Annotated in this window: 19 protein-coding genes; 13 read left to right on the top strand and 6 right to left on the bottom strand. The window is 42.0% G+C overall.

Features of this window, described 5'->3' with window-relative positions; translation table 11 throughout:
* The first annotated feature begins 59 nt into the window (after positions 1-59).
* Positions 60-479 carry a DUF6088 family protein gene (locus tag MHO32_RS02710; protein WP_239210618.1) on the top strand — a complete coding sequence of 140 codons (420 nt, stop codon included), beginning with the start codon at positions 60-62 and terminating at the stop codon, positions 477-479.
* Between the two features lie 11 nt (positions 480-490).
* On the opposite strand, the gene MHO32_RS02705 is transcribed toward MHO32_RS02710, so the two are convergent.
* Both MHO32_RS02705 and MHO32_RS02700 read right to left on the bottom strand, forming a co-directional pair.
* Complete coding sequence (locus MHO32_RS02705; RefSeq protein WP_239210617.1) at positions 491-787, bottom strand: hypothetical protein; 297 nt, start codon at positions 785-787, stop codon at positions 491-493.
* A gap of 15 nt (positions 788-802) precedes the next feature.
* Positions 803-1,822 carry an integrase domain-containing protein gene (locus MHO32_RS02700; RefSeq protein ID WP_239210616.1) on the bottom strand — a complete coding sequence of 340 codons (1,020 nt, stop codon included), beginning with the start codon at positions 1,820-1,822 and terminating at the stop codon, positions 803-805.
* 680 nt (positions 1,823-2,502) lie between these two features.
* Between MHO32_RS02700 and MHO32_RS02695 the strand changes: the two genes are divergently transcribed.
* The 3 genes from MHO32_RS02695 (at position 2,503) to MHO32_RS02685 (ending at position 6,202) form a co-directional block, all read left to right on the top strand.
* A complete protein-coding gene (locus tag MHO32_RS02695) occupies positions 2,503-2,646 on the top strand; it encodes a hypothetical protein (RefSeq protein ID WP_239210615.1) in 144 nt (47 codons plus the stop codon).
* Between the two features lie 249 nt (positions 2,647-2,895).
* A complete protein-coding gene (locus tag MHO32_RS02690; RefSeq protein WP_062853092.1) occupies positions 2,896-4,389 on the top strand; it encodes a hypothetical protein in 1,494 nt (497 codons plus the stop codon).
* A 574-nt stretch (positions 4,390-4,963) separates the two neighbouring features.
* The gene (locus tag MHO32_RS02685) at positions 4,964-6,202 is read left to right on the top strand and encodes a tyrosine-type recombinase/integrase (protein WP_239210614.1); all 1,239 of its coding nucleotides are present in this window, start codon (positions 4,964-4,966) and stop codon (positions 6,200-6,202) included.
* 70 nt (positions 6,203-6,272) lie between these two features.
* Here MHO32_RS02685 and MHO32_RS02680 read toward each other — a convergent pair whose 3' ends face one another.
* Together MHO32_RS02680 and MHO32_RS02675 are read right to left on the bottom strand one after the other, a co-directional pair.
* Positions 6,273-6,995, bottom strand: coding sequence for an NYN domain-containing protein (locus tag MHO32_RS02680; protein ID WP_239210613.1), 723 nt, complete (start codon positions 6,993-6,995; stop codon positions 6,273-6,275).
* A gap of 70 nt (positions 6,996-7,065) precedes the next feature.
* Positions 7,066-8,937, bottom strand: a complete 1,872-nt coding sequence (locus MHO32_RS02675; protein ID WP_239210612.1) for a hypothetical protein — start codon at positions 8,935-8,937, stop codon at positions 7,066-7,068.
* A gap of 490 nt (positions 8,938-9,427) precedes the next feature.
* Here MHO32_RS02675 and MHO32_RS02670 point away from each other — a divergent pair, with 490 nt between their 5' ends.
* The 4 genes from MHO32_RS02670 to MHO32_RS02655 all read left to right on the top strand — a co-directional run bounded on the left by MHO32_RS02670 (position 9,428) and on the right by MHO32_RS02655 (position 11,846).
* Positions 9,428-10,174, top strand: coding sequence for a hypothetical protein (locus tag MHO32_RS02670; RefSeq protein WP_239210611.1), 747 nt, complete (start codon positions 9,428-9,430; stop codon positions 10,172-10,174).
* 270 nt (positions 10,175-10,444) lie between these two features.
* Positions 10,445-10,687: a helix-turn-helix transcriptional regulator gene (locus tag MHO32_RS02665; RefSeq protein WP_239210610.1), complete on the top strand. Its 243-nt coding sequence runs from the start codon at positions 10,445-10,447 to the stop codon at positions 10,685-10,687.
* 43 nt (positions 10,688-10,730) lie between these two features.
* Positions 10,731-10,934 carry a helix-turn-helix transcriptional regulator gene (locus MHO32_RS02660; protein WP_050937586.1) on the top strand — a complete coding sequence of 68 codons (204 nt, stop codon included), beginning with the start codon at positions 10,731-10,733 and terminating at the stop codon, positions 10,932-10,934.
* 63 nt (positions 10,935-10,997) lie between these two features.
* Positions 10,998-11,846, top strand: coding sequence for an HNH endonuclease (locus MHO32_RS02655; RefSeq protein ID WP_239210609.1), 849 nt, complete (start codon positions 10,998-11,000; stop codon positions 11,844-11,846).
* Between the two features lie 12 nt (positions 11,847-11,858).
* Here the strand turns inward: MHO32_RS02655 and MHO32_RS02650 are convergent, their stop codons facing one another.
* Together MHO32_RS02650 and MHO32_RS02645 are read right to left on the bottom strand one after the other, a co-directional pair.
* The gene (locus MHO32_RS02650) at positions 11,859-12,515 is read right to left on the bottom strand and encodes a HEPN domain-containing protein (protein ID WP_239210608.1); all 657 of its coding nucleotides are present in this window, start codon (positions 12,513-12,515) and stop codon (positions 11,859-11,861) included.
* Positions 12,516-12,613: 98 nt separating this feature from the next.
* Entirely contained in the window at positions 12,614-13,474 is an 861-nt protein-coding gene (locus MHO32_RS02645; protein ID WP_239210645.1) for a helix-turn-helix transcriptional regulator, read from the bottom strand.
* A gap of 142 nt (positions 13,475-13,616) precedes the next feature.
* Between MHO32_RS02645 and MHO32_RS02640 the strand changes: the two genes are divergently transcribed.
* From MHO32_RS02640 to MHO32_RS02620, 5 genes are all read left to right on the top strand, one after another.
* Positions 13,617-17,102 (top strand): hypothetical protein, encoded by a 3,486-nt coding sequence (locus tag MHO32_RS02640; protein ID WP_239210607.1) that lies wholly within the window; start codon positions 13,617-13,619, stop codon positions 17,100-17,102.
* 5 nt (positions 17,103-17,107) lie between these two features.
* On the top strand, positions 17,108-19,078 hold the full coding sequence (locus MHO32_RS02635; RefSeq protein ID WP_239210606.1) for a hypothetical protein: 1,971 nt from the start codon (positions 17,108-17,110) through the stop codon (positions 19,076-19,078).
* Positions 19,079-19,253: 175 nt separating this feature from the next.
* Positions 19,254-20,507, top strand: a complete 1,254-nt coding sequence (locus tag MHO32_RS02630; protein WP_239210605.1) for a DUF6361 family protein — start codon at positions 19,254-19,256, stop codon at positions 20,505-20,507.
* The gene (locus MHO32_RS02625; protein WP_239210604.1) at positions 20,491-22,314 is read left to right on the top strand and encodes a phospholipase D family protein; all 1,824 of its coding nucleotides are present in this window, start codon (positions 20,491-20,493) and stop codon (positions 22,312-22,314) included. The genes MHO32_RS02630 and MHO32_RS02625 overlap by 17 nt, the downstream gene beginning before the upstream one ends.
* Before the next feature lie 41 nt (positions 22,315-22,355).
* Entirely contained in the window at positions 22,356-25,598 is a 3,243-nt protein-coding gene (locus tag MHO32_RS02620; RefSeq protein ID WP_239210603.1) for a DEAD/DEAH box helicase, read from the top strand.
* The last annotated feature ends 38 nt before the right edge of the window (positions 25,599-25,636 follow it).

The raw sequence follows: 25,636 nt of genomic DNA, 5'->3' as shown, positions 1-25,636 counted from the left end.
CTAGAGTCGAAGTGAAATACAGATTAGAGTGTTTAGATCAGAGTTTTAAGGAGAGCATTGTGACAACGCTTAATCGCATTGAGGTGTATATTAAAGCTTCTCGTCGCTATGTCTTCGAGCGGAAAGACTTTGCTCACTTTGCCAGCTACTCTCAAATCAGCCGCAGCCTTAAACGGCTGATTGAAAAAGGCATATTGATGAGAGTAGGGTATGGCTTATACACCAAAGCCACAATAAACAGCTTAACGAATAAACCAATGCCGACTCACCCTGGTGGCACGGATGGTGTGATGCTAGAAATCTTGAAGAAACTTGGTGTACCTTTTGAGGTAGACCAAATGTCATTGAAAAGTATCAATGGTCACTCCAATCAGATCCCCGCTTCGGTTCAGTATTCTTGGGATCACAAAGCATTTAGTCGTGAGATCAAGGTAGGTAACCGAGTTCTATGTAGTACTCGAAAGCGCTCCGATGATTGATCCAAAGACATTCAATGTAACTCAAACTCCGGAGGAGCACTGTTCCGATTTAAGACAGTATTCCAGAAGTACCTTATCGCATAGTTATAATCTCGCTTAGTGCTGAGAGCATAGTCACTGTTCCGTTTCAGAAAACCAGTAACGTGGTTGCGACCAATTTGATTGATTCTTTTCACCGCATGCTCGTGCTCGGCAATATTTAAGACTAACAACTCAATCCTTTTCGCTTGCTGCTTTCTTGATTTCTTTCCTCCTTTTCTTTTTAAGTCCCCTAATGGTTTATGGAGATCTTTCAGGATGTTGTACATAAGTAATCTCCCCAATTAACCTAAGTAAGCGTTAGTGATATCTACTCTCGCATGCCCTAGTGACGTTGCAACGGCATAGCGTGCTCGATAATCGAGCTCTTTTGCTCGTTGGTAGGTTGAGCCGATTGCTGATGCAATGTATTTGATATGCTCTCGACCTTGTGAATGCTTGCACAGCACCGGAGCCAAGATATTGTTTTGACCAGATAATGCTCTCATTACTTGCGTGTACTTATTGTGTGCGTAGTGATGCCTCTCCTTGTGTGGGCTATAACCTTTGATTTTTGAGTATGCTGAATAGCAATGACCTCGGAATTCTTTATAGGACAGATTCTGTGGGATCATTGAACGATGGCTACCCTGAATCTGTGCCGCTTTTTTGAGTGCTTCAATCTGAGCTTTTGATGTTATATCTACGATCCTTGACCTGCCTCCTTTTGTTCCATCGATAATATTGACATGAGAAGTGCGAGTCACAGGATTGAAGTTTCGAGCCGCTTGGGTAAGTAGCTCCGCTGGGTTGCATTTTACCGACTCTTCAAACCGCAAACCGAGCTGTCGTTGTATTTCAGAGAGAATAGAGAGACGTTCATCTAAGAGAGACTTTGCATGTTGATGTAAATCCTTGCTACAGGCTTTTGATTGCTCTGCTATGTGACTCCGGTTGGGGATATTTGTTTGTGCAGCAGTCACTCTGACGAGATTGTCTTGCCTCATTTGAGCAATCACTGCGTTGACTGAACTTAAGTAGTCGTGGGCAGATGATACGCTGAGAGAACCATCTTCAACTCGCTCTGCTAACTCTTCGGCATATTGGAGAATGTGGGAGTTTTCAATTTTCCGAGAATCATTGATTGAAAAGTTATCGACGCAGTATCTTGCAAACTTCTCGAACCGATCTGCATTTTGTTGTGCCGTGGAATAAGACGTTGTCTTTGATTCACAAGCTTCAGTCATTGCATTTCTTCCTGCACGAGCCATATCACGGCTGCGCAATCCGTGGTTTCTAGCTCCGGTATTGCCTCTGGTGAACATGCTGCTTTCCTAATTAAAACAAGATTGTTAAGAGCGGTGGCTTAGGCTGAGTATTCATACTTTGATGAAGCATCAAGCCTTGGATGTTAAGTGTTATTGCGCATTTCATACTTGCGCGTGTATTGCTCTTTTGTGTGAGGATGTCCGATCCTCTGCGTTATTCATTGGTATTGCTTTACGGTGGTTTGCAATCAATTTGTCTGGCGGCCACATCGCATGCTTTCAAAAGCTCCAACCCTATTGTTTGCCCGTATGTTGTTGGGCGTTTGCTTCGCAAACGCAGCCAAAGATGAGTCTATGCTCATATTTCGTGCATTTTCGTTTTTCGAAAAGGCATGGGAAGTCCATTTAATCAATGGCTTAGAGGTGGTCGTAGTGTCCGTCTATGTCGACATAGACGGACCATAGCTAGCGACTATCGTGAAATGCTGTATCCAAGAGTCAGTCAATGCACAGCGCATTTCACACAGAAAGTAGCGATGTTTAAACGACGTTTCAGTATTGCAACGCTTGGCGTTGTCATTGGTTCTTATCATTGATGATAAGCAGGAGGGTTGTAGTGAATTTAAGCACTACTTGAGTTCAAGACGCAGGCTCCTGTGGCTTACGTTTGTGCAACTCGAAAAAGTCAGCGACGGTTGCAGAGGTTAATTACTCATTTCTGAATAATGCTTCGAACTATGTCGAAAGTAGTTATTGACCTAGATATGAGAGGTCAGGCTCGCGCAGCATTTAGCTGGTTGTCAGATCTGGACAACGGCAGTGTCGATACGTCGATCCAAATCATTTGGAAAGAACATATCATTGGTTCTCTCCTAGCTTAACTTAGCTAAACCGCTGCATTTAGAATTAGTCAGGCAGTTTTGGGGCGTTTAAACGAATAAATTCAAAATGAGGCAGACTCGAAAGGTTATAGAGCAGTTATAAGTTCGTCTTTCGATCTTATATGCGACGGATGATCACACTAAGTAAGCACATTGTCTTTGACTTGATTTTAGTATGGTAATTAATATGAGATTGATTCCATATTTTGTGTTTTTAATCATCACTATTTTTCCAATGTTGAGGTGTGCATGAGAAATCGTTCTATTTTTGGGTGGAAGCTAAGCGAGAGTAGAGTTGTTTCTGTTGTTGAGCTTGAAAGTGGCACTCAGGATGACGTTGTTTGCCCTTGCTGCGGAGACTTCATGGTTGCCGCACATAGTAATAAAGGCATAGCTAGCTACTTACGCCATCAAAGTAACGCAGAATGTCGCTATTCGTATGAAACCCAGTTGCATTTGAGTGCAAAGGAGTTCATTGAACGGGAGAAGCTCATTCCTCATCCATATTCCAGTGGCATTTTTGATTCTAGTGATTGTGAAATGGTAGGAGTGAAAAATGTCCGTTTAGAGGTCTATCGAGACGGTAGGATTCCAGATATCGTCTGCCAGATTGGTAGGGAAGAGTATTATGTGGAAGTTACTAATACTCATGAAACCCCACCAGATAAAATAGTGGACTTTCGAAAGCAGGGTAGGAGTGCCCTTGAGTTATTTCTTGTTGGATTGGACTCAGATTCGCTGCTGAACAGCTATGAAAATGTAAAAGTTCAGATAACAGCATTAAATCCGCTAAATCCATTCTGGGATTTTATTGAGCAGCAAGCCGCGATGAGTATCAGCAAAGAAAGAAGTATGTTGTTGAGAAAGATAGCAAGGCATCGCAAACAAGTTCAAAGAATCACTGATAACATTTCTGAGCGTGAGGAACAGGCTGAGGAAAGGGTAGCCCGAATCAAACAAAGAGTTGAAAAGTGGCAAGAAAAAGAGCGGGAGCAAAAAGAGCTCTATACGCAGATAAAGTCCCTCGCGAATGACCTTCAAGTAGCGGTATTGCGGCTTGAAGAAGAGAAGTCATCTTTAAATCAAGAATTAGAACAACTCAAGCAAACCATTTATCTTAACAAGTTAGAAGCGGGAAGAATCATTAACAATGCGAGAGTTGAAGCAGAACAACAACGTGAAAAGGTTAGAGTAGAAGTTAGAGATGATGTTCTAGCTGAGTTAGCGTCGGAAATAGAAGATGCTAGAAAGAATGCTCAAGTGATTACCGAGAATGCTCTAAAGCAAGAGCTATCAGTGGTTGAAAGCGCTCAAAGAACAGCGCAACAAATATTGGATGGAGCGCATTACAAAGTCACGAGTGAGCTTGAGGCTGCACTAGATAGAAAAGGTGTATCAAGTGAAGCGTTGACCGAGTTAGAAAACCGTGTCAAATGGTTAAGGCAAGAAACGGAGAGTCTAGAGGAAAAGAAAGCTGAGCTAGAGAGTGGTGTAAATTTAGATGAACTTTGGAGTAAGCAACAACACTTGTTGGATTTGATTGGCAAGGAGACAAACCGTTTGAATGAGCTTAAAGACGTTGGTGATAAATATGTCAAGATCATTAATGATATTGCCATAGATTTTAAACAACTAGATATTGCGGAGTATGCCTCTCTTTTGCCTGAACGTATTCAAAAGAAAATAAAAACTCATCGAATGATCTTAGAGATGCAAAACTCAATAGAATACGAGGCGTTGTAACTAGCGGTATGTGCTTTGGAGTCTATGACTGTTACCAGCATTCGAGCAGAATAGATATTGATTAGCTCTGTTCCTACTCAGATCAGTGATAGGAGCCTTTTCTACTATACTTACCTTAATGAGTTAAAACGGGACAAGGTAAATTTAGCTAGGGTGTATGCGTAATGAAATGCTTTTTTCTACCCAACTTGTAAGATGAGCATCAATTCAGAGATTTATATTTCTAGGTGTTAGGTCTCACTCCCGCCACATTCTTGAAAAAAGACGTCCTAGGACGTCTTTTTTTATGCCTATTATACTTCTAAATCAATAAGTTATCGTCCGATAACGTCCAAAGATGTCCTAGTTCGTTCGCCATTTTGGGGTATGACAAAGTGTATGTTTTAATCTTTCCCGACTTCGGGAATATACCATTTGAACTTGATTTGCTTAGCTCCTATTCAAGTGATTAGGAACTTAGGAATTACATGAGTTACAGCTTTGATTCTCCATAAATCAATAGCTTAGGGTTAAGTGGTATGACGCGAAAAACTTAACTTTTTCTGAGTGTAGCTTAGTCATACCAGGGGGCAATATGTCGCACTTAATACATCGTCTGAAAGACAAGGAAATCGAACAAGCACAGGGCCGAGATCGAATCTATCGTTTACCTGATGGCGGTGATCTCTATCTACTGGTGAAACCCAACAGCCTCAAATACTGGGAGTTTCGTTACACAAAGCCAGGTACAAAAAACAGAACCTTCTTGGGGTTGGGTAGCCTAGACATGCTCAATGTTGATGGTGCTCGTGACAAAGCGTTTGAGATGCGCAAACTTCTGAAGGAAGGTATTGACCCTAAATTAGACAGGATCGAGAAGAGGACCCAGATTCAACAAGAGCAAGCTTGTACATTCAAGTCAGTCGCTGATGAATGGGTTAAGACCAAGACGAAACTAAAACCTAAGACCGTCCAAGGTAACTGGAGAAAGCTCGAGCTTTATGCTTTTCCTAAGTTCGGTGAGATCCCGGTTAAGTCACTGACGCCAATAATAGTTCAGGACGTGTTTAGGGCCATTGCTCGTAGAGGCAAGTTGGAGACAGTAAAACGCACCATCCAGTTGGTAAATGAAATCATGCGCTTTGCTATCAATAGCGGCTTGATCCAACACAATGTTCTATCTGGAGTTGGAGAAACGTTCGCTTCTCCAGATGTAAAACATATGGCCGCACTTAAACCTGATGAACTAACAGAGTTACTACAGACAGTTGCAACTGCAAATATGCAGCTGGCTACCAAATGTTTAATTGAGTGGCAGCTGCACACCATGACTAGACCAAGTGAAGCTGCTGGTGCTCGCTGGGATGAGATTGACATAGAAAATCGACTCTGGATTATTCCAGACACACGGATGAAAATGAAACGTGAACATCGCATTCCATTGACCGATCAGACTATCGCCATACCGGAGCGCATACATCCTATTAGTGGGCATAGGGTACATGTCTTCCCCTCTATGCGCTTCCCCAAGCGGTCTATTGACTCTGAGACTATAAACAAGGCGTTGGGGCGTATTGGATTCAAAGATCGCACTACTGCGCATGGCATGCGCTCTCTCGCCAGTACGACGTTGAATGAAAGAGGTTTTGACCCGGATATTATTGAGGCTGCTTTGGCTCACCAGGATCGAAATGCTATTCGTTCCGCTTACAATCGGACAGATTATCTGGAACGTCGACGAAAAATGATGGAGTGGTGGAGTAGTTATATTGATGATGCAGCAGTAGGTTCGTTGTCAGTAACAGGTGCTGTACATTTAAGAGCGATCGGTTGAATTCATGATAAATGGCAATTTAGGGCTTAGCTGTAAAGCCCTAAACTTTTTCCATTTCTACTTCTGCTAACTACACGCAGATTTCAGTAATACGATTTTCACCAGTGGGAAGGCTTTCTAGTTTGACGTAGCCTTTTTGCTCCATGTGATTGATAAAATTCATGAAGGTTTTGAATTCCGTATTATTCACTTGAAAACTTGGGTCTAGAGCTTTCATCCTGTCATTAGCAATGGAAACGTTACTTGGAAGTTTGCTCTGGTTCATATTCCTGACGGCGCTGATAAAAAGCTTATCAAGGTTACCCACTACAGAAGTATCTTTTTTAGGAAGAAAATCTTCGACGAACAATAAGTTGTCGAATGACTTAGCGATAATCGCTCTATCTTTGTCGGATTTTTTGCAGACTAACCATACTTCTCTACCGAACTTTCTCAGTTTATCTGCGATTACAGTAAAGTCAGAATCTGTGGTCATAAAGCAATATCTATCAACTCTCGGGTTATCAAGGTGCAGACTTTCAAAGGCATCCAAGCTGAGTAACAAATCTGCTCTGTTCTTCTCTTTACCAATTTTTGGCGTATCAATAATATTGAAATTATGCTCTAAGATTTGAGTTTTCAGTGATTTCTTTGCTGTCGCTTGGTTCCCATAAGCCGACTTAATTGTGAATATACAGTTGTACTCGTCGTCAGCGCTGAGGAAAGAATTCATTACTTCTTCAAGCTGAAAGTCGCTAGCTGCTATGTTTTCCATATCAATGTAAACAGCGATATTAAAGTTCTTCTTTTTCATCAAGTTGTGTCCCGGAAAATAAATTCATGAAAGGGTTAACTAGGCAGCGACTTATCCACTGCCTTAACTGTTAGTGTTTTTTCAGCTCGTAACAGAGCCTGAAGCCTGTCTTCATGCCTTTGTATTTTCCGGTTGAATCTTGAGGTCCACTTGCCCTCAACACGTAATTGTCCAAATAGAACGAAGAGAGGCTAGCTGAGCGGATCTGAACCCCTTCTAGTAGCCACTCACAAAAGAAATTTGAATCAATAAATCGCAATCCGTTCTCTTCGATATTGTGAAGAGGTTTTGGATAGCGAAGGTGCAAGTTGTCAAAGTCATTTTGAGCCATGTAGGGTGGGTGAGAATCATACTTCTCACCTGATGTGCTGATGAATGTCATGTCACTGTCTTGACCACGTTTTGGTTCTGACCAGTTTTCTCCTCTCAATGACTTGTATTCTGAGTAGCTAAGAATACGAAGAGGAACCCCCGTTTGTTTCTCCAGCCAGTTAATGTAGGCTAGGACGTCAAAAAATGTACATGATGCTGGCAGAGTGATATCACTCTCGCTATTGACTGGGGCAAGTGAATCACCTTGACGGCTTTTGCTGTATTCTGCGTTTTCTTTTAGGAAGTTGATCAGGTCACCAATCGTTATGAGTTCGGAGACCATCATTTCTTTTTCATCGATGGATACTTGTTTGAAGCCATCTAGACGAACGTTAGAACTTCTATGCTCTGGGTGATAAACCCCTTTATATTGATAGTACTCACGTAATATGGTCTGAATGCCGGGGTAGTTGGACACCGTGCCACCATTAAGATAGTAGTGCTTTTCTGAGTTATGTCCATCTAGTTCTCTATTACCTTCATATTCGAAGTAGTACCAACGCTCAAAGCGGTAATTTTCGATGAAGCTTGGAATATCAGCTCGTTTCAAATTGTTCCCAAATAGCTGATGGTTGAACACTTTGCCACGTTGATTTTTGATGACAAAATCATAGTTACCGCGATCATCTGACAAGAAAATCAAATTCTCATTGTAAGGCAGAACATTGACCCAGCCGGCGTTGCCTTCGCCTATGCGTTTAGTTAGTAACAGTTGCAGGTATTTGTCCGAATTTAAATCTCTTTCAACATTTTCAGTTGGAACTGTATTTGGGGCATAAAGCTTTATGTATTCTGACGGTGAAGGAATATCTGTTAAAGAGTTTCCGAGAAGATGGTAAATACTACTAGACCAGTTTCGGTTTTTTAGAAGGATGAGATCTAAAATCTTCACAGAGACCTGTTGGTATCGTTTTTCCCTTTTCTTTGGTTCCGTCTCTTTGTTGTTTAGAAAATCTAAGAAGTTAGGGAGGCCCGTTTGATCCAATAAGCGCACTGTAATTTCTGTTGTTACATCGAGTTTAAGCAAATACTGTTGACGGTCAGATAGGTGAGAAATATCAAAATTATCGTCTATTGCTCGCTTGATATGATAATTGCCTAATATAATATCAGACCAGTCACTATCTTCATTGAGAGCGTCGTATAAGTCTTGACTGTGCCAACTAATTGGACCAGAAAAGTCAAAATCATGCCCGGTGAACAGCTTCTTAGGAGTCGGGCCTTCAAAGAAGAATAGTCGTTCAGAAACCTGCTGGTGGCTGAAAGGGAAATACAAATTGTAATCTCCGTCTTTCGTGTGCTTGAGAAGATTTTTGCGTTTTCTAAGGTTATGTTTGGCCATAAACGGAAGTAAGCTTCCGTTGTACTCTTTCTCGTAAGCGGCAAATCCACCAGTTATTCCAAGACGTTTAGCAATGGCGTTTAGTTTTGTTGTATGGGTGATTTTTTCACGGTCACGCGATGTTCTTTTCGCAGAGATTTTGAGTTCTGCTGGAGACAGTCCTGTTAAGGGAACAATATGGAATTTCTCTAACGGGATGTATGTAGTTGGGATTGAGTTATTAGTCATTCTAAAACCTTTAAAAAGAAGCAAGCCCCATCACAGTTTAGTGACGGCGTACTTCCGGCTATAAGGTCCGAGAATGATGGTTTGATCGTGAGTGGTAGTGTCTTTTTCTTCAACGATGTGAGTGCTTTGTTTTGTAAGAAGTACATTACAAACCGCGGGTAAGCCTCAGCCCTTTGCGTATAACCTAAATTGAAATATTGGCTAAGTCAATAGATTGTTCGTGTTAATCTCCATCACTTATTTGTTTTCCAAACTACTCTCCGGAATTGTTACTGGTAGTCTAGCTAGTGCTTTTTATGACTTACAAAACATTAAGTTGCTGCTATTTCTGCTACTAATAGCAACAAATAGCTATAGTTTTAAGGGCAGAGAGCTACATGATGAAAAGACTCCATCGACTTGATGAAGTCGATTCGGGTACTTCGATTGGTGATAAGTTGGGAAATGCCTTGAGCTTGACATTCCAGTATTGATCCAAGTTCCGGCATCCATGGATGTATGGGCGATAGACCCAAAGTTAAACCAGTTAACGAAAAAGGATGTTGTTTTAAGTGAGTCAAACGTTGTTACGCAGCTTCCGCTAAGAATTCATCTCTTAGGTGGGCAATCTTTTCCTCCTTCAAAGAAACCTCATATTCACACTTCGAATTTGGCAGCATCAACAAAGTTAGCGCATGTCGAATACTTGCAGTTGAAGCACAGCGATATCCCTAGGTTACTGGCGCTTCACCAGTTGAGGCTTGATAAGTTTGATGCTGTTTTCGTTTACGACAACGAGACTTGTAAATACAGTTTGTGCAAGTCTGTGCCTGTATCAAGATATAGTTTTAGTATCGATGAAACTGATAGTCGAGCGAACCTTGAAAGCGCTCTAATAGGAAAGATCAAGTTTTCGGACCGAGAGTTGGATTATGTTCTTTGTAACCAATACAGTGGAGAAGAGCAGTATAATCACCCGGTTGATATCGTCGAAACTTGTTCTGTAACTCAGTCGGAATGTTGGGTCTTGGAGGAGCATCTATCAACGGCATTCGTGGAGCTTTCAAAAGCTGCTTTTGAACTTCTGGAAATGGGGGAAAAAGCCCATACTTACTCAGCAAGCATAAGTGTTTCAATCCAAAGCATGTCAAGGATGGTGGAACGCGGACTATTAACCTTATTAAGAGCGAGGGCGGAAGTGAAACCTTCAACAAGCTCAAGGATATTTTTGAGCGATATTGGGTTGATATGTCGATAAAAGGTAAGGACGAAGCACGCAGGGTGACTAAAGGTGTCATCGAGACTCTTGAGAATGAGATAGGTTCCTTGTCTAGTAATGTAGTTGGGGTTGAAATGATATTGAGACCGGATAAATACAAATAAATTGAAAAAACTTTTTAGGAGTCCAGAGCCTTGTCCCCAAAGGTTTAAGGATTCCGTTTATAGGGATTTCCTATCGTTAGCTCCTTTTTCCTATTCCCTGGCTTAGTGTTTACTTCTCCCATCAAATCAATTTGGGAGAAGCAATATGCAAAACCACCACACACCACTTTCAAACAAAATCCTTCGCTTGAAAGACATAGCGTTGCTGACCGGCTTGTCGCGGTCAACTATTTATGACAAACAAAACCCTAAGTCCCCGCGGTTTGACTCTACATTTCCTCTGAAGATCCAGCTTGGGGCACGAGCTGTTGGCTGGCGAGAAAAGGACATCATAGAGTGGATCAACTCTATGAGATGTGGACCTACTCGGACGTCCCTATACCCCTAGGCGGGGCTTAGCGTCTGTTGACAACTAATATGAGGGAAATGAAATGAGGTTCTTGAGACTAGGTGAAGTGAGAGAGAAAACAGGTTTAAGTAAATCAGCGATTTACAACCAAATTAAAAAAGGAGAGTTTCCGGTAAGTGTGCCAATTGGGTCACGAACAGTCGCATGGCTTGAAAGCGACATAAACGAATGGTTGGAATGGCGGGTACAGGTTCGAGATCGCGCTGTGAAAGGATTTTTTAGCTAATAAAGTCATATTTGGCTATAAATTTAACGTGGGCGGTTGTAGCACTTAATGTAGAGGTTACACATGAAAATTGGAAAGCTAGTTCAGGCACTGCTCCCCAAAGTACTGGAGCATTGCGAGCAAAAAAGTCACAACGAGTTCGAGCGTCTTTGTGATGCTGATTACTCCAAGCGTAACTTTAACCTTAACTTTCCATTTTTGGTTCCAATTAGCAGTCTTCCTTCGGATTTGTCTAAACGATACTGGACCAAAGTTTACTTGGTGCGTGGGCAAACTGTTCGTGCATGTAGCCAATGGTTTGAAAAAGATGCGGTTTACTTTGTTAAATACTTAAAACGAATCGGCATCGACTATGACCAATCTCAGTTGGAGATTGAGATACTTGAATCAAGAACAACACTCTCGCGCAAGCTATCAGCACCAACTGCTAGACCCAATAGCCGCTACCGTGGTAATGCGATAGGCAATGCTCAAAACCTATTAGTGCGAAATATTCTTAGTAACCTTGGAACAGAGCAGTTTTCTGAAGAGGATTGGCAGGCAACCAAAGCCTACTTCAACCATCAATGTGCTTATTGTGGAGAGTCAAAGGAACTGGTTATTGAGCACGCAGTCCCTATTAATAAGGTTTACCTAGGAGAGCATCGTCTTGGGAACTTAGTACCTAGCTGTAGAGAATGTAATAGCGCAAAGGCAAGCAAAGATTTTCGTGAGTTCCTAGAAGGGCGGGATGACAAGATTAAGGCGATTGAATCTTATATGGACGAGAAAAACTACGTACCTCTTGAAAACAACGAGCAGGTATCAATGATTCTCGAGATGGCCTATCGAGAGGTCGGCACAGTGGCTGAGCGGTATATCACAATTATCAACGAGCTATTTGTTAGTGACGATGATTCTCAAGGGCTTTAACTACTCAATGAGCTAGTTATGGTTGATAAGTGGATAAACAGCTTCTCCCCAAACCTTGTCTGCTGAGTCCATCATGATTTCAATAATACTCGGAACCAGTTTTTCTAGAATACCGCAGCAGTCTTTGAGCTGCTGCCTATTTGCCGAGCTCAAGTAAGTCGCTCCGCCATGGATTAGCTGGTTACGTAGGGTGTATAGGCGAGAAAACAGTATAGATAGGACTTTCGCCGTATCATTTTGACTCAGCGCTTTGTTGGCGGTGATTTTGGCTTTGCTGCGTTCGCTCTTCCAGCTATCTTCAGTAATTCTTCCTGCATGATAATCCCAATATGCCTGGAGGATAAACTCATTATCCAAGATGACTCGAATAGTGTTGGAGTACTCGTCCCAAACTAAATTGTGTAATTGCTGTCTCTGATCACAAGTGATGAGTTTTTCTAAGAACTTGCCATAAAGTCCTTGCTCGCCAAATTGTTGCCGTTGCTCAAACTCTTGCGCATAAGCAGAGTTGAAAGCGATCCACAGGAAAATAAACTTAGAGTCATCATCATCACAAAGTTCTGACTTATTCAGCCAGCTCAAGGCACGATGGACACGTAGGCTAAGGTTCTGTGGGTAGTCATCTCGTTCAACTCTTTGACGCTGTTTTAATACTTGGTAAGTTTGCATGTTGTCATCCAGAGCAATATTACTATCGTTCTGTTAGTATATAAGCAGTCTGATGCTTATAAATTGACGTGTTATGCAATTTTGGCAAGTAGATTTAACTAGAAGATTAGGTACTGTTTTATCTTTTCAAAGTTCCCCACGATAATCTGCTGACCTTTAGGGTTCGAATCTAGCACATTAATATCGATGTTGTAGGTATCGAGAACGTAGCGAACCAACGCAGCATTGGTTGGAATTGTGAGTGTGCCATTTTCCATACCGTAGTCATGGGCAACGACAGCGGCCTGAGCTTCCGTCAGTCTTGGGTCCGGTATCAACTCAATAGCGAGAGGAGTATTCCAACGGTCATCGTTGGACTTCCTCATTACATTTTTAGCCTCAAGGCATGGAATGCCTCTTATGCGGCTGAGCACAAAATCGCGATAATCTTTCGCATGTTCACAATAGGCCCGAACATGCCATCTGAGAGGGGTGCAAACTAATGTATGTGGTGAAATGATCCGCTCAACTTCAACGCCGTCTTTTAGTGATGTGTAGCTTATGTCGACACGTTTCTTTTCTCTGATAGCTTGAACTAAAGGACGCAAGACTTGTGGCGATATGTTGCGAGTAACTGGGCGAACCATAGCTGTATTCTCGAACCCCATATCAAGTTCATTAAATGTGATGGTCATATCTTCACTTCTCGAAAGAATGTGCAAATATTCATCAGCATGCCCCTTTGTTACTTGTGGGCCAAAGGTATCACTGGGCTTGTAGCCTTTCAGCTGTTTATCATAAACAAGGTTTCCTGGAGCGATATCGGCTAGATAGGTGTTGATGTCTTTCGATGCTTGCTGTCTGCCAATACCAAAGCTCTTAATCAGATGATTGGTTGTTAACCGTCCTTCCCACAGAGCGATGACTTCTATCATTCTGTAGCGGAACAGTAGATCCCAACGTATTGGCCATTTGCTCATCATCTAACTCCTGTCTATTTATGCGACGTGTGTATGTATTCAGTGTTTACCTGTAACCAACGACGACATAGTATTGATTGAGTGTTTTATCGTCAAGTTGATGGTCGGTTTACTGATAAGGAATTAGTCTGGAGTGAAGAGTATGAGTGCATTGCTGAAAACTTATTTGGAAATTGCAGGTCCAGGAGCGTGTATGTCTGATGAGGGCTTTTTGGCTCTAGTCGATGCTCAGACTGGCCTGGGTAAGACTTACCAAGCCACAGAGCTTCAACTTGAACATCTTATAGCTGATTCCAAGAAAACACTGATTTACGCAACTAACTTGAGAGTCAATGTAAAGGAAGCATATGAGGACCTATTAAAACGGATTGATAATAATAAGTCATTGAGTCAAAACCGTAAGGTATATCTAAAGCGAAATGTCATTCTGATCCAAGCTCAGGATACCTGTATAAAAGATCTATCCACTGATGATTGGACTATAGTTTTTGAAATCTTGGATGTGTGTGAGCGTCGGGAGATTAAAAAATCACTTGATAAGATAGAGTTACTGGAACAGGCCAAAAGTAGCAGCAGTTCTACAGTATTTGATGATGAACTGCGCACCAGATACGGAGCTATTTTTACATCACTTAGAGCATACCTTAGAGACAAAGATGGCTGGGATGTAAAAACAGATCACATTCTAAATCGAATTTTTCCAGCTCGGTTAATAGATCAAGAACAAACGCAGGTGCTTTTTCTGACCACATCAAAACTGCTGTATCCTTGGCATGCAATTCATCGTACGTACAGAATCAGTGATTTTCTTGAAAATTCACTTTTGATACTTGATGAGTTCGATCGTCAACAAAGTGAATTTTTAACTCATCTGATAAATGCGGTTTCAGATTACGACATCATTGCGTTGACTCGTAAGTTTTACTCGAGCTTTGATAGTTTCAAGATCCAAGGTTCGCCAGAGTTTAGTGGGGTGGATAAGTGTTTTGACCATTTTCGTGTAGCGCTGAAAGATCACAAACATAAATGGAAAATACACTACAGACCATTTATAACAAATGCGACTATTCAAAAAGGGAGTGAAAACCAAAATCGTATTTTTACTCTATTGTCTGACCGAATGTCGATTCATGCCATCAACTTTAAGCATGAGGATCTACGATCGAACATCAATCATCTAAAGGGTAGTCACGAAATTGGGCCTACTGGAAAAGAAAGTACCATTCAATTTGTCAATAATGGTGCCCAGTTAGTTCGAACCTTTTGCAACGGTATGTTGAGTGCCATCCTCACGCTTAAAAAGAATTTGGAAGACTCTAACGAACCTAGATCTTATACAACCGAAAATTTGGTTGAGAAAATACTGAACAATCTTGGTTTGGTTGAATTGACCAACAGCATTATGTCTTTGATATCTGCACGTTTAAGCTTCACAGTTCAAAATGAATACAAATCTTATAGTTTCCATGATAGTGGTTATGAAATTGCTAATATTTCTAAGTTCAGCGAGACGGACAATACTGCTATAGCAACAACTTTCGACTTAGCGCTAACTTCAACAGGGCTGTTAGCACATTGGGTTTTTGCTGGCGCCAAAGTTTTGGGTATCAGTGCAACAGCCACTAGCGAAACGGCCATTCATAATTTTGACCTTAAGTATTTAGAGGATGTGTTATCTGATAGGTTAATTCGGCTCAACGAATCACAGAAGTCAGCGATTCAGGATGAATACTACGCAAAGCGGAGATATACGGAAAATGGAATCAACATTGATGTAACAGGTATATCTCAGCGAGTTGATTGGGGTGGTGTTGGGTTGCTGTATCAAGAGTTTAAAGGAACAACATATTTTCCTCAGTTATTGGAGATGGAGCTGTGCCAACTCTTGGGGGTTGATAAGCCTACAGATCTATCTTTCGCGCTAAGTAGGGTGGATAAGCTGGTTGGCTCCATCAAACGATTCTCAGAGCATCCAAGTAATCGATATCACTTCTGCATGCTCAACAAAAGTTACAAGAGCAGAGAGTTTTTTGAGTTCATGGCCTTTGTTGGGGAAAAATTCGATGTCACGATTTTCGAGAACATAAATGCTGCGTCATTTAGAAATGAACAGTTTCAAGGTGTATTGGAATTGTTGGAAGGTACGGATAAGAAAGTAGCAGTAATCACAAACTATCAGGCAACAGGTGCTGGATTATCTCCATCTTACGAGGTTCCGAACGGGCATGATCTTGTTTATATCGGTCCAGAGGGCAGTGAGCCAATACAAAATAAGACAGACATAGATTCTATATATTTGGAGCAACCAAAAAGCCTGATAGGAAGCCATCTACATGACAACCTATCAACAGCAGAACGAGATCTAGCCATTAAGAAAAATATTCATGATGCCTTAATGCTGCATGAAAAAGGAATTATTGTCGCCAACGAGGTCAAGGGGCAGTTGAAATGGTTTATCTCTTCTAAAGTAAACGGAAGAGCGGTTGGATCGATGATTAAGACATATAAAGGTAGTGAGGATTATCGATATGCTGTGTATCGGTTCATTGAGCAGGCGCTTGGAAGAATGTGTCGAACAGAGTGGAAACAGAAAGAGATCTCAATCATGTACGACGCAGAAGCGGATTTTATCGAAGCTTTAGCCAAAGATAGCCGTGATCTTTCCTATCTGTCTTATGAGTATCAAGAGTTGATCACGGAAGTGAAAAAGAAACATCGAGTGTTTGCAGAGGAAAAACAACGTATTTCATATCATCCTAAAGCATCTCGCAACTATGCTCACATTCAAAGGCTTATAACCAGTGTGTATGAGCATCAGAACCCTAATGCGATAGGTCAGTATGAAAGATTAAGGTACTGGATGCTAAAGAAGCCTGCTATGGATCAAGCTCCAGTAGGTGAAGAGGTTCGTTACTATATTGAACCTAAAGAGAGCCTAGGCAGGTATCAATACCAAATCCAATACTCAGACGAAAAAGGTATTACGGAAATATTCGTTGATCCAGCCGATGTCGCTGGTTTACGTGAGGTTTCGGAAGTCTCGGCACGTTTGTCTATTTTATTAAAAAATCCTTTGGTCGCAGCGCACTTTAATGAGAACCATTTTGCAGGTTCATTCAGTGATGGCAAATATGTTCTGGCTCCAGCCATGTTTGATTTATACATGGGCGCTGTGGGCGAGGAGGCAGTCTCTGCTGTACTAAAGCATTTTGAGTATGAAATACAAGGTATGCCAGAGGGCTGTATTGAATGGTTTGATGGTTATCTAGCAGTTGGTAACAGAATTCTGTTAGTTGATGTAAAGCATTGGGATCTGAATATTGGGTGCTTGATTTACGACAATACACTTCAGAAGTGTCAGGCTAAGTTATTGGAAATCAGAAGCAACCCTCCTCAAGAGTTTCAAGGTAAGGTTATCCAGGCGCTATACATCAATACGATTTATGACGATAAGCCAGGTGTGGTTACTCGGAAATTTTCTGAAGAAAATGAAATGTTTGTGGAGCATGCAATAGCAGCTGATGCGGATGTTATCGAAATCCCAGGAATTATCGACAATGTGACAGGCACGAACAACGTTCCACCAATGACCCAGTTACTTGAATTATTAGACCAGTTTTCGGAGTGAAGAAGATGAGCCGAAGTTTAACCACCCTCATTGACCTAACCTTTGATTTTGAAGCGTTGAATCAAAAGTACGTCATTTACAAAGTGTCATTGGACAAAAGCATGGGAAAGGTAGATTACGCGAAGCAACTTAGCATCGTGGAGCGAGCTTCGATGCCTAAGGCACTTATAAAGCACTCTGGTAACTACTGGGTATTGCGTGGCAAACAAGACAAAACTAAGCCTGAATCAACAGAGGTTGCTTTTGAGCGCGTGAGATTTGAAGACTGCGACCAGTTGTTACTGGGGCGTCTTTTTGTACGAGCGCTTGGCAAAGTGGCGTCAAGTCAGTTTTTTTCAGGGCTTGGAGAGACATTTCTTTTTGTTGAGTCAGACAAGTTCTTTGAGCATAACGTGTACAAATGCTTAAAATTTGATCTTAAAGAGAGTGTGCGCTTTAACTCCTTATTCATTTCTATAGATGGCACAACATTTTCGCCAATAGAAACGGCTTATAAGCCAGTAAGCTATATTGAGAAACAAACTAAATTTGAGTTCGACATGGAAAGCGGGCTATTGCGACGTAACCCAAAGGGCAACCTCATTGTGCATAGTCCAGGGAAGAAAAAGTTCACGACAAATGCCATCGACATTACTGGTCAAGAACCGATTTCGCTTCAAAGGACGAAAACCGGCGCCATTTATCAATTCGTAAATCTGATGAACACGCATTTCTCTGGTGGCTTATCGCTTCAACTAAAGCCTATTGAGGCTAGTTGGCGTGAATATTATAAAAAGCGCGATGTTGAAAAGGTGTATCAGCGTATCTATCAAGTTATCGATGATGCTGGTGGTCTACAGATTGCGAACGCGTCGTTAAAAGGGGGTGGCTTTGAGAAGCTAAAAGATCAGCAATGGCCAATACAAGTTGAATTTATTGAAGTTGCAGATATCGATGCCAGAAAGCCATTACTTGTCGTATTAGATAGTGCTGAAGACTATGAAAAAGCAGGGCTATCCGATCCTAAGGCGGTTTTTTATACATCAGATAGAGTGACACAAGGTATCTACAACTCAACAATTACCTCTGTACGTCCCAAAGCGAGAGGAAATGAGCTAAGCCCGATCATTGATGCAGTGGTAAAAGAAATGGCGATTAAACAAGAGTGCTTGCTAGGTCAGTTTCTTGTTCAACCTCTAACTGGGAACTACTGGTTTGCCGAGAGAGAAGACCCTAAGTATCGCGACCAAGAGCCGGTTTTTCATATCTTGAAATGTGATAACGGAGCCTTCAAGTATGAGCAGCAAGATGAGTTTTATTTTGATGAGCTCAATATAGAACTACCTGAAAAGCAGCGCTATTTCGAAACGCTGAACTATGTAATCGATATGTCGCAGTTACCTCCTCAAATCTGTACCATTGTTCATGAAGAAATTGCCGCAATTCCGGATGCCGAAAAGCTATTCAAAGTACTTGAACATCTAAAGGAGAGTAACCTGCGAGGCATAAGCCGTGGATTTATCGATACTTACCTTTCAGATGCTGCCTACTTGAACGATCCAATACATGGCAAGCTCAAGTCCATGTTGGAGACACATACGCTGCAGGAAGAGTTTTACAAAGAAGATCTTAAAGCTGCCAAGATTGGGTACCGCTCGACCGCTGAACAAGCACTGATTGATGGCTATTTTGAAGAGACTGGTGTGATGCTTAATTACTCGTTGAAAGGTGGACATAACGAGTACCTCGAAGCACTAACGGGGCACTTCTACGATGCCGAACATTCTGCTTATTTTGTTGGTAGTGAAAAAGGTGGTTTTAAGTTTAGCCGGGGGCAGTTCAATCATATCAGGTATCTTGAAGGCCCTGATGAACTAAAGCAACTTTGTTTGAATTTAACGAAGAGCTACTTTGTGCGCAATAAACTAGCGACAGTCAAACCTTTCCCATTTAAGTACTTATCGGAATGCCGAGAAGGTCGCAAATGGTCGAAATGAGTTTCGATTGGCAATTGAATATAGGGAAAACTAAATCGTTGGTGATTAATTTTCTTTTTAGCTAAAAGATCAACGACATCGAAGTATTTGAATATCTACCAATAAGGAATACTGAAAGTCTTAGTGACATAGCGCTAGATGATCTCTGAATTAATTAAGAATATGTGAGTGAGTAGTGAGCCGACAAAAAAGTCTAATTGGGTGGATAGATTTTTCATCCACAGAGCGAGAGCGTGTATCTCAAGTGTTATCCATGTTACAAGAGAAAGGTACACTTGATGAGTTGGGTATAGGACAAATTAGGGATGCCTTTGCCGATCAGCTTTTTCCGGGTTTTTCTACTATCCAAACCCGCGCTAAGTACTTTGTCACTATCCCATATATCTTTCACGACTACCGTAAGTTAGATCCCTATGAGAGGCCCCCTCTTGCTGAATACATTAGCCAGCAAGAAGATAAATTAGCTAGGTGCTTAGTCGAAAACCATCGACATGATATGCCTGATGGGATCATTGGAAAAGAAAGCCTAGAGAAAGGAGTGGCTCGGAAGCCTTCTTCTGTCTACTGGAATGGACTGCGCCAGTTATCTATCGCTAAAACAGAACTGTCGTTAAGAGAGTTTGTTAATCAGTACCAAGAGCTAGCAAACAATAAGACCAAAGCCCATGTTGATGACGATGGGCAGCATTCTGATATCGCTCAACTGATGACGAAACCCGATGGTTACTGTGAATCTTGGTTAAACCAAGTGTCAATAAAACTTACACGGAATGAAGCTGATTACCTCAAAAATAAACTACAGCTATCGAGTAAGATTGAACATAGTGTCCCCGCTCAGTTATTCAAGCACAACCTTGTTGGTGAAGCTTTGCAAGTGGCTGATATGGATGTCCATAATGGTTGGCAGGCAGAAGCCCTTTATGAAAAGTTAAAAGACTCGCCTATTTCCGAACAAACGAAAACATGTTTTGAAAACGCGCTGGAATTTAGTTTTGTTCTTGAAGGCGCGCATATTCGTTACAACATCCTCATAGCCCAACGTGCCAAAAATATCGAACAGATTGAACAGTGGAATGAAGAGTTTGATGTTTGGTTGAATCAAGCTCATAAACAGCGGACGAGCTTTGAACAGCAGAGCATCGATAACTGGTATGAGTTTGCTTTCGGACCACATAAAAGCGCAAACAAACGTACACGTCAGTTTATCGAAAACTGGTGTAGCTTGATTCGCGAGAATGCCCCTGTAGATAAGTTGGATGCATGTGTTAAGCAGCAAGCGATAGCAAATAAAGGGGTAAGGTGTTTGCTGAAAAAAGCCCTCAGTGAAAATCAAAAGTGGGTTGGAATGCGCAAACTAGAATTTCGTTGGCCTTCTGCCAGAGTCATTTTACAAGATATCCAGGAGGGGCTAGATGTTAGTGCCGGATAAAAATCGCTTAGATTATGGCGAACAGCTTATTGCTCCCGAGGGTTATGAGCTTACTCATGCTATCGCCACGACGTATAGCTTGGATCTAAATACCTTGTTGACGGTGCCAATTGCCATGTGTTTTGGCCATACCTTAGAAGGCTCGGTTGAACACATGAGAATAGCGCTGTTGGAAGCGTTAGGAATGCTGGGAGATAAACTTACGGTTTTCTACCAACAAGGTAATATTAAGTTGCCAGATAAGTACAACAGCTTATTTGGCTTGTTGGAACGCAGCCTAGTGCCTGTAGTTCCAAACGCAGGAGAGTCAAATTCAGCGTTTTCGTCGTTTCACCCGAAATTGTGGTTATTGCGATTCGAAAGCCCAGATGAAACTAAAAATGTAAAATACCGCTTGATAGTGTTGTCACGTAACTTAACGTTTGACCGCAGCTGGGATCTCAGCGCTGTTATTAATGGAGAATCAAGAGGGAAGCGCAAGCCAGCCAATCGTCCATTGATTGACTTTTTTGATGAGCTTTACCGCGGCTCATCAACGCTTTCATTTGATGAAGTGATTGATCCAGAAGAGCTAATTAGGGTGCATTGGGATAAACCAGATAACATCAGTAAACTCGGCTTTCTCTCTACCATTTTTGATGATGACAATAAACGACAGCATCCAATTCGTTTAGAGCATGGTAATCAAGCCATGCTTGCCGTATCACCTTTTATTCGAGGAGGCGGCAAAGTCGGGGCTTTAGACTGGCTTAGTACCTTTGCTCCTGATGACCAACGTTACTTATTTAGCCGTAAAGAAGAGCTTGATATGGCGGGCGAGAAAGCGTTGGACGGTTGGCACTGTTACGCACTTAACGAACACCTCGTCGATGCGGAAGAAAATGAGGAAATGGACCAGTCCTTATTTGTCGAAAACGACCTCAACTTGCATGCTAAGTTATTAGTTGTCGATGAAACTGATTCTACTTCCAGCTGGCACCTTGGTTCTGCGAATACAACGCAAGCGGCGATAGGAGACGCCTCCAATAGTCCGAGAAATAGTGAATTTATGCTTCGTTTAACGGGCTCCAAGGACCACATTGGTGTTCATTCACTGATTAAGCAATGGGTTAATGAGCATGGCTCAGGCTTATTTACAAAACATGAGTTCAACGAATTAGAAGAAACTGAAGGTGAAGACTCTGATCGAGCACTTCGTCTATTAGAGTTCAGCCTAATTAGTACGGATTGGAAGCTCAACGTTGATTTATGTGGTGATGGTGAATATCAGCTGACCTTGAATGGGGCTTTGGTTGAGACTCCCGAGAGGTTTGACGTTAAGGTTTCGACATTGAGTGCGTCACAGCCTCGAGCCCTAGCTCGAGAGGTTATTTGGGATAGCCTTAAACTCTCCCAGATTAGTGCACTAATTCACCTCGAAATATCAGAAAATGATTCAGTGGTTAAGAATTTAGTAGTTAAAGCTGAAATAACGAATGATTTTGAATTGGATCGAGGCAAGGCAATTACTAATGAATTGCTCGAAAACCGCTCACAGTTTATGAGTTATATCGCGATGCTGTTACATATCGACCCAAGTAAGCAAGATTTGATGAACAGTGAGGGCAAGGGAGACGGTGAGGGGGCGGGTGGCGTGTTCTTTACCAAAGACAGTGTGATCTACGAAAAGTTGATGCGAGCGGCTGCGTTAAGTCCGGATTTGTTAGAAAGAATTGATCGTTTACAAGCGCAAGTCGATGAAAAGATCATTCCAGATGAATTCAAGACGTTATGGGGCGTCTTCTCGTCATTTGTACCATCCAAGTAGTAGTTAATAAATAGTTGTAAGAATTATAAGAACACGAAGTAATGACACAAGCGATCCTAGAGCAACTAAACGGTGTATTGACTGGCCTTAAAGATTTTCAAAAGGCAACGGTAGACCTAGTTATAAATAAGTATCAAATACCCGAACATAGCCACAGAATACTGGTTGCTGATGAAGTGGGGTTAGGAAAAACTATCGTCGCGAAAGGTGTTATCGCTCAATTACTGAAAAGACATTTAGGGTCCAACACGACTACACCGATGCGTGTCATCTATATCTGTACCAACCTTGCATTGGCAGATGAAAATCGCCAAAAGCTGGCGCTCTTTAATGGTGAAGATGCAAAGCGATGGGTGAAACCATCAACATTTGGGCGTTTGGTTGAACTGGCTTTAAAACCGAAAAAATCTGAATTAAACGATGAGCATGTCATTGAAGTTTGTACGTTAACCCCTTCGACTTCTTTTACGTTGACTGCTGGATCGGGTAACTGCCGGGAAAGAGCGATCTTAGCGGTTCTATTGTCTCAAACGACGAACTTATGTGAAGTTGTGGAACCAATTCGTCAGCTATTCAAAACCAACCAGATTACCAAAGAGGGCCGATGGGAAAAAGAATTGGGGGAACTGGATAAGGATTTTGACACTGAACCGTCGGTGTTATTAGAGCTTGAAAGCAGCTTGAGCAAGCCTTGCGAATCTACAGTGTTAAGAGAACACTTTTCATCGCTACAAGATGCGGCGCTCTACTTAGCTAATTGTTGGAACAAAGACTCAGGCGAAACCGAAGAAACTAGCCATCTATTTTACCATTTTAGAGTGGAAATTCGTCGACTGGTGGCGCGCTGTTGTGCTGGAAGCTTGCAAGCAGACTTGTTCATCCTAGACGAGTTCCAACGCTTTCAGTCGTTAACAGATCAAAGCTCCGATTCCGAAGAGTCGTTAATTGCTAGGCAGGTATTTAGTGATAAGGACAAAGTCAAAAAAGCAAAATCCAAAGTACTTTTGTTGTCGGCAACGCCTTTTAAAGCGATGACGACAATTAACGATGAGGACGATGAAAGCAGTCATCATGAACAATTGCATAAGTTACTCGATTTTCTATCGCACAATGACGTGGACTTTGTTTCTCAATACGAACTGAAGCGTAATCTGCTTCATGGGGACATGCTAACCCTGTCGTCTGGCAATGCAGATTTTGAGTCCATCAGCGATACTAATGCGCGTTCAGTCGAAAAGTTACTGCGAGAATACATTGCCAGAACTGAGCGGAGCCAAATTAGCAAAGGCTTTGAGCAGCTTATTTATTCCAATGAACTATGTTGTGGTTCTGACTTTAGTGTTGAAGAAGTCCAAGGTTACCGAGCGATCGAAGCGTTAAACGCAGTGCTGCCTAAAGGGCGTGGAGGTGTATCTCTTATCGAGTTCGCTAAGTCAGCACCTTGGGCTATCTCCTTCCTAAATGGTTATGCTTTTAAGGAACTGTACCACCGCAATATCAATAACCCTGATGTACGTAAGCTACTTGGAAAGCACCGAAGCAGAGAGCACACTCACGCTTGGCTCTCTCATGCGAACATTCAAAACTATAGATTGAACGTTGAACAAAGTGCCCCGAATGCAAAGATCAAAGCATTAAGTAAAGTGATTTTCGAAGGTTCGCCGGAGAACTTGCTTTGGTCCCCACCTTGCAAACCTTACTACCAATTTGACGGTGTATTTAAAGGGAATGAACATTTTACTAAGACGCTGCTATTTTCATCGTGGGCGCTTGTGCCAAAGGCTTTAAGTTGCCTGTGGTCTTATGAGGCCGAACGTCGAGTAATAAAAGGGAAGGGTAAGAGGCCGCAGTACCATAGTGATAAAAACGCTTCACCTTTACTTCGATTTGAAGGGAAATCAACTCTCAACGTATGGCATTTACTTTATCCTTGTAAGTCGCTAGCCGATGTGTCGTATTTGGGTGGGAGCCTAGATGAGGTATTGGCTCAACAAACCATGTTAATCCAGAGTAAATTAGCTTGTTTAAAGCAATATGAAAGCGAAGAAAGGACCAATAGAGATTGGTACGTGCTTGCTCCTATGCTGCTGGATCAACAAGCTGGGAAGGCAGGACATTTCGAGCAATGGTTAGAGGTGATAGAGTCTCGCTTAAACACAGAAGGCCGTATTAAGCATTTTGCCAAAATTAAGCAGTACTTTGAGGGGAGTGAGCCATTCTCTCTAGGTAAAATGCCTGATGATTTAGCCAAAGTACTGGCATATTCAAGCTTAGCTAACCCTGCTACCTGCGCAATGAGGACCATTCAAGCGCTGTGGTCAGAAGGCATATCTGAATTCGATTTGGTAAGTTACTCTGTTCAATTTGCAGAGCTTACAACCAGACTGTTCAATCATGAATACGCTATTCCCATTGTGAAACGTAACGTTAAACACACTCTGCTATCTGGACAGACGGCATCACCCGCTTGGTATAAGGTCTTGGTCTATTGCGCACATGGCAATTACCAATCAATGCTTGATGAATACTGCCACTTACTTGCGACATCAGGCAGCGATGTTCATGCCGCAACAAGTAAGCTAGAGCATGCCATGGGAATACGAAGTTCATCCGAGCAGGTTCACTTCTGGGAGAATAGAACAAAAGCGAAAGATAACTGTTCATCGTCTATGCGTTGTCATTTTGCTGTTCCGCTCGGTAATCAAAAACTCAATGATGATAGCGGCTTGAAACGAGTAGTGAGCGTACGTGACGCGTTTAACTCCCCATTCCGACCATTTGTGTTGAGTTCGACATCAATAGGTCAAGAAGGGCTCGATTTTCATTGGTATTGCCGTCGAGTCGTTCATTGGAACTTACCCAACAACCCCATCGATATTGAGCAACGAGAAGGGCGGGTGAACAGGTATAAGTCGCTTGTCGTTCGTCAACGTATAGCAGAAAACTACACGCCAGATTTTGGCAGCAAAGCGGATGTTTGGGAGCAGCTATTTACTCAAGCAGCCAATGGTGATGCGAATAAAACGAGTGACTTAGAGCCGTATTGGTTTACTCCTAATGGGAAGGCTCAAATTGAACGAGTTGTACCGACTTACCCAATGAGTAAAGAAGTTGCGAAATATGCGGAAGTGAAAAAAATACTGGTGCTCTATCGCTTAGCGTTTGGACAACCGAGACAGCAAGAACTTTTGGAAAGCTTTACAGCCTGCGATATAGAAAGTGAAGAATTTAATCGAGTGAAGGACTCGTTGATCATCGACCTTGCCCCTTTGAATGCTATTTGATTTATCCCCACCAGCGAAAGCTGGTGGGCATTTGTATT

The organism is Vibrio sp. MMH1-50 (assembly GCF_022347645.1).
Classification (GTDB): Bacteria; Pseudomonadota; Gammaproteobacteria; order Enterobacterales; family Vibrionaceae; genus Vibrio; species Vibrio harveyi.
The sequence above is the reverse complement of the archived record's forward strand: the minus strand, read 5'-3'. Positions and strand labels throughout refer to the sequence as shown.

What these genes read in the sequence shown, in the direction of transcription:
- MHO32_RS02705 (WP_239210617.1), bottom strand. Translation starts at nt 787, where the DNA reads ATGTACAACATCCTGAAAGATCTCCATAAACCATTAGGGGACTTAAAA.
- MHO32_RS02700 (WP_239210616.1), bottom strand. Translation starts at nt 1,822, where the DNA reads ATGTTCACCAGAGGCAATACCGGAGCTAGAAACCACGGATTGCGCAGC.
- MHO32_RS02695 (WP_239210615.1), top strand. Translation starts at nt 2,503, where the DNA reads ATGTCGAAAGTAGTTATTGACCTAGATATGAGAGGTCAGGCTCGCGCA.
- MHO32_RS02690 (WP_062853092.1), top strand. Translation starts at nt 2,896, where the DNA reads ATGAGAAATCGTTCTATTTTTGGGTGGAAGCTAAGCGAGAGTAGAGTT.
- MHO32_RS02685 (WP_239210614.1), top strand. Translation starts at nt 4,964, where the DNA reads ATGTCGCACTTAATACATCGTCTGAAAGACAAGGAAATCGAACAAGCA.
- MHO32_RS02680 (WP_239210613.1), bottom strand. Translation starts at nt 6,995, where the DNA reads ATGAAAAAGAAGAACTTTAATATCGCTGTTTACATTGATATGGAAAAC.
- MHO32_RS02675 (WP_239210612.1), bottom strand. Translation starts at nt 8,937, where the DNA reads ATGACTAATAACTCAATCCCAACTACATACATCCCGTTAGAGAAATTC.
- MHO32_RS02670 (WP_239210611.1), top strand. Translation starts at nt 9,428, where the DNA reads ATGGATGTATGGGCGATAGACCCAAAGTTAAACCAGTTAACGAAAAAG.
- MHO32_RS02665 (WP_239210610.1), top strand. Translation starts at nt 10,445, where the DNA reads ATGCAAAACCACCACACACCACTTTCAAACAAAATCCTTCGCTTGAAA.
- MHO32_RS02660 (WP_050937586.1), top strand. Translation starts at nt 10,731, where the DNA reads ATGAGGTTCTTGAGACTAGGTGAAGTGAGAGAGAAAACAGGTTTAAGT.
- MHO32_RS02655 (WP_239210609.1), top strand. Translation starts at nt 10,998, where the DNA reads ATGAAAATTGGAAAGCTAGTTCAGGCACTGCTCCCCAAAGTACTGGAG.
- MHO32_RS02650 (WP_239210608.1), bottom strand. Translation starts at nt 12,515, where the DNA reads ATGCAAACTTACCAAGTATTAAAACAGCGTCAAAGAGTTGAACGAGAT.
- MHO32_RS02645 (WP_239210645.1), bottom strand. Translation starts at nt 13,474, where the DNA reads ATGAGCAAATGGCCAATACGTTGGGATCTACTGTTCCGCTACAGAATG.
- MHO32_RS02640 (WP_239210607.1), top strand. Translation starts at nt 13,617, where the DNA reads ATGAGTGCATTGCTGAAAACTTATTTGGAAATTGCAGGTCCAGGAGCG.
- MHO32_RS02635 (WP_239210606.1), top strand. Translation starts at nt 17,108, where the DNA reads ATGAGCCGAAGTTTAACCACCCTCATTGACCTAACCTTTGATTTTGAA.
- MHO32_RS02625 (WP_239210604.1), top strand. Translation starts at nt 20,491, where the DNA reads ATGTTAGTGCCGGATAAAAATCGCTTAGATTATGGCGAACAGCTTATT.
- MHO32_RS02620 (WP_239210603.1), top strand. Translation starts at nt 22,356, where the DNA reads ATGACACAAGCGATCCTAGAGCAACTAAACGGTGTATTGACTGGCCTT.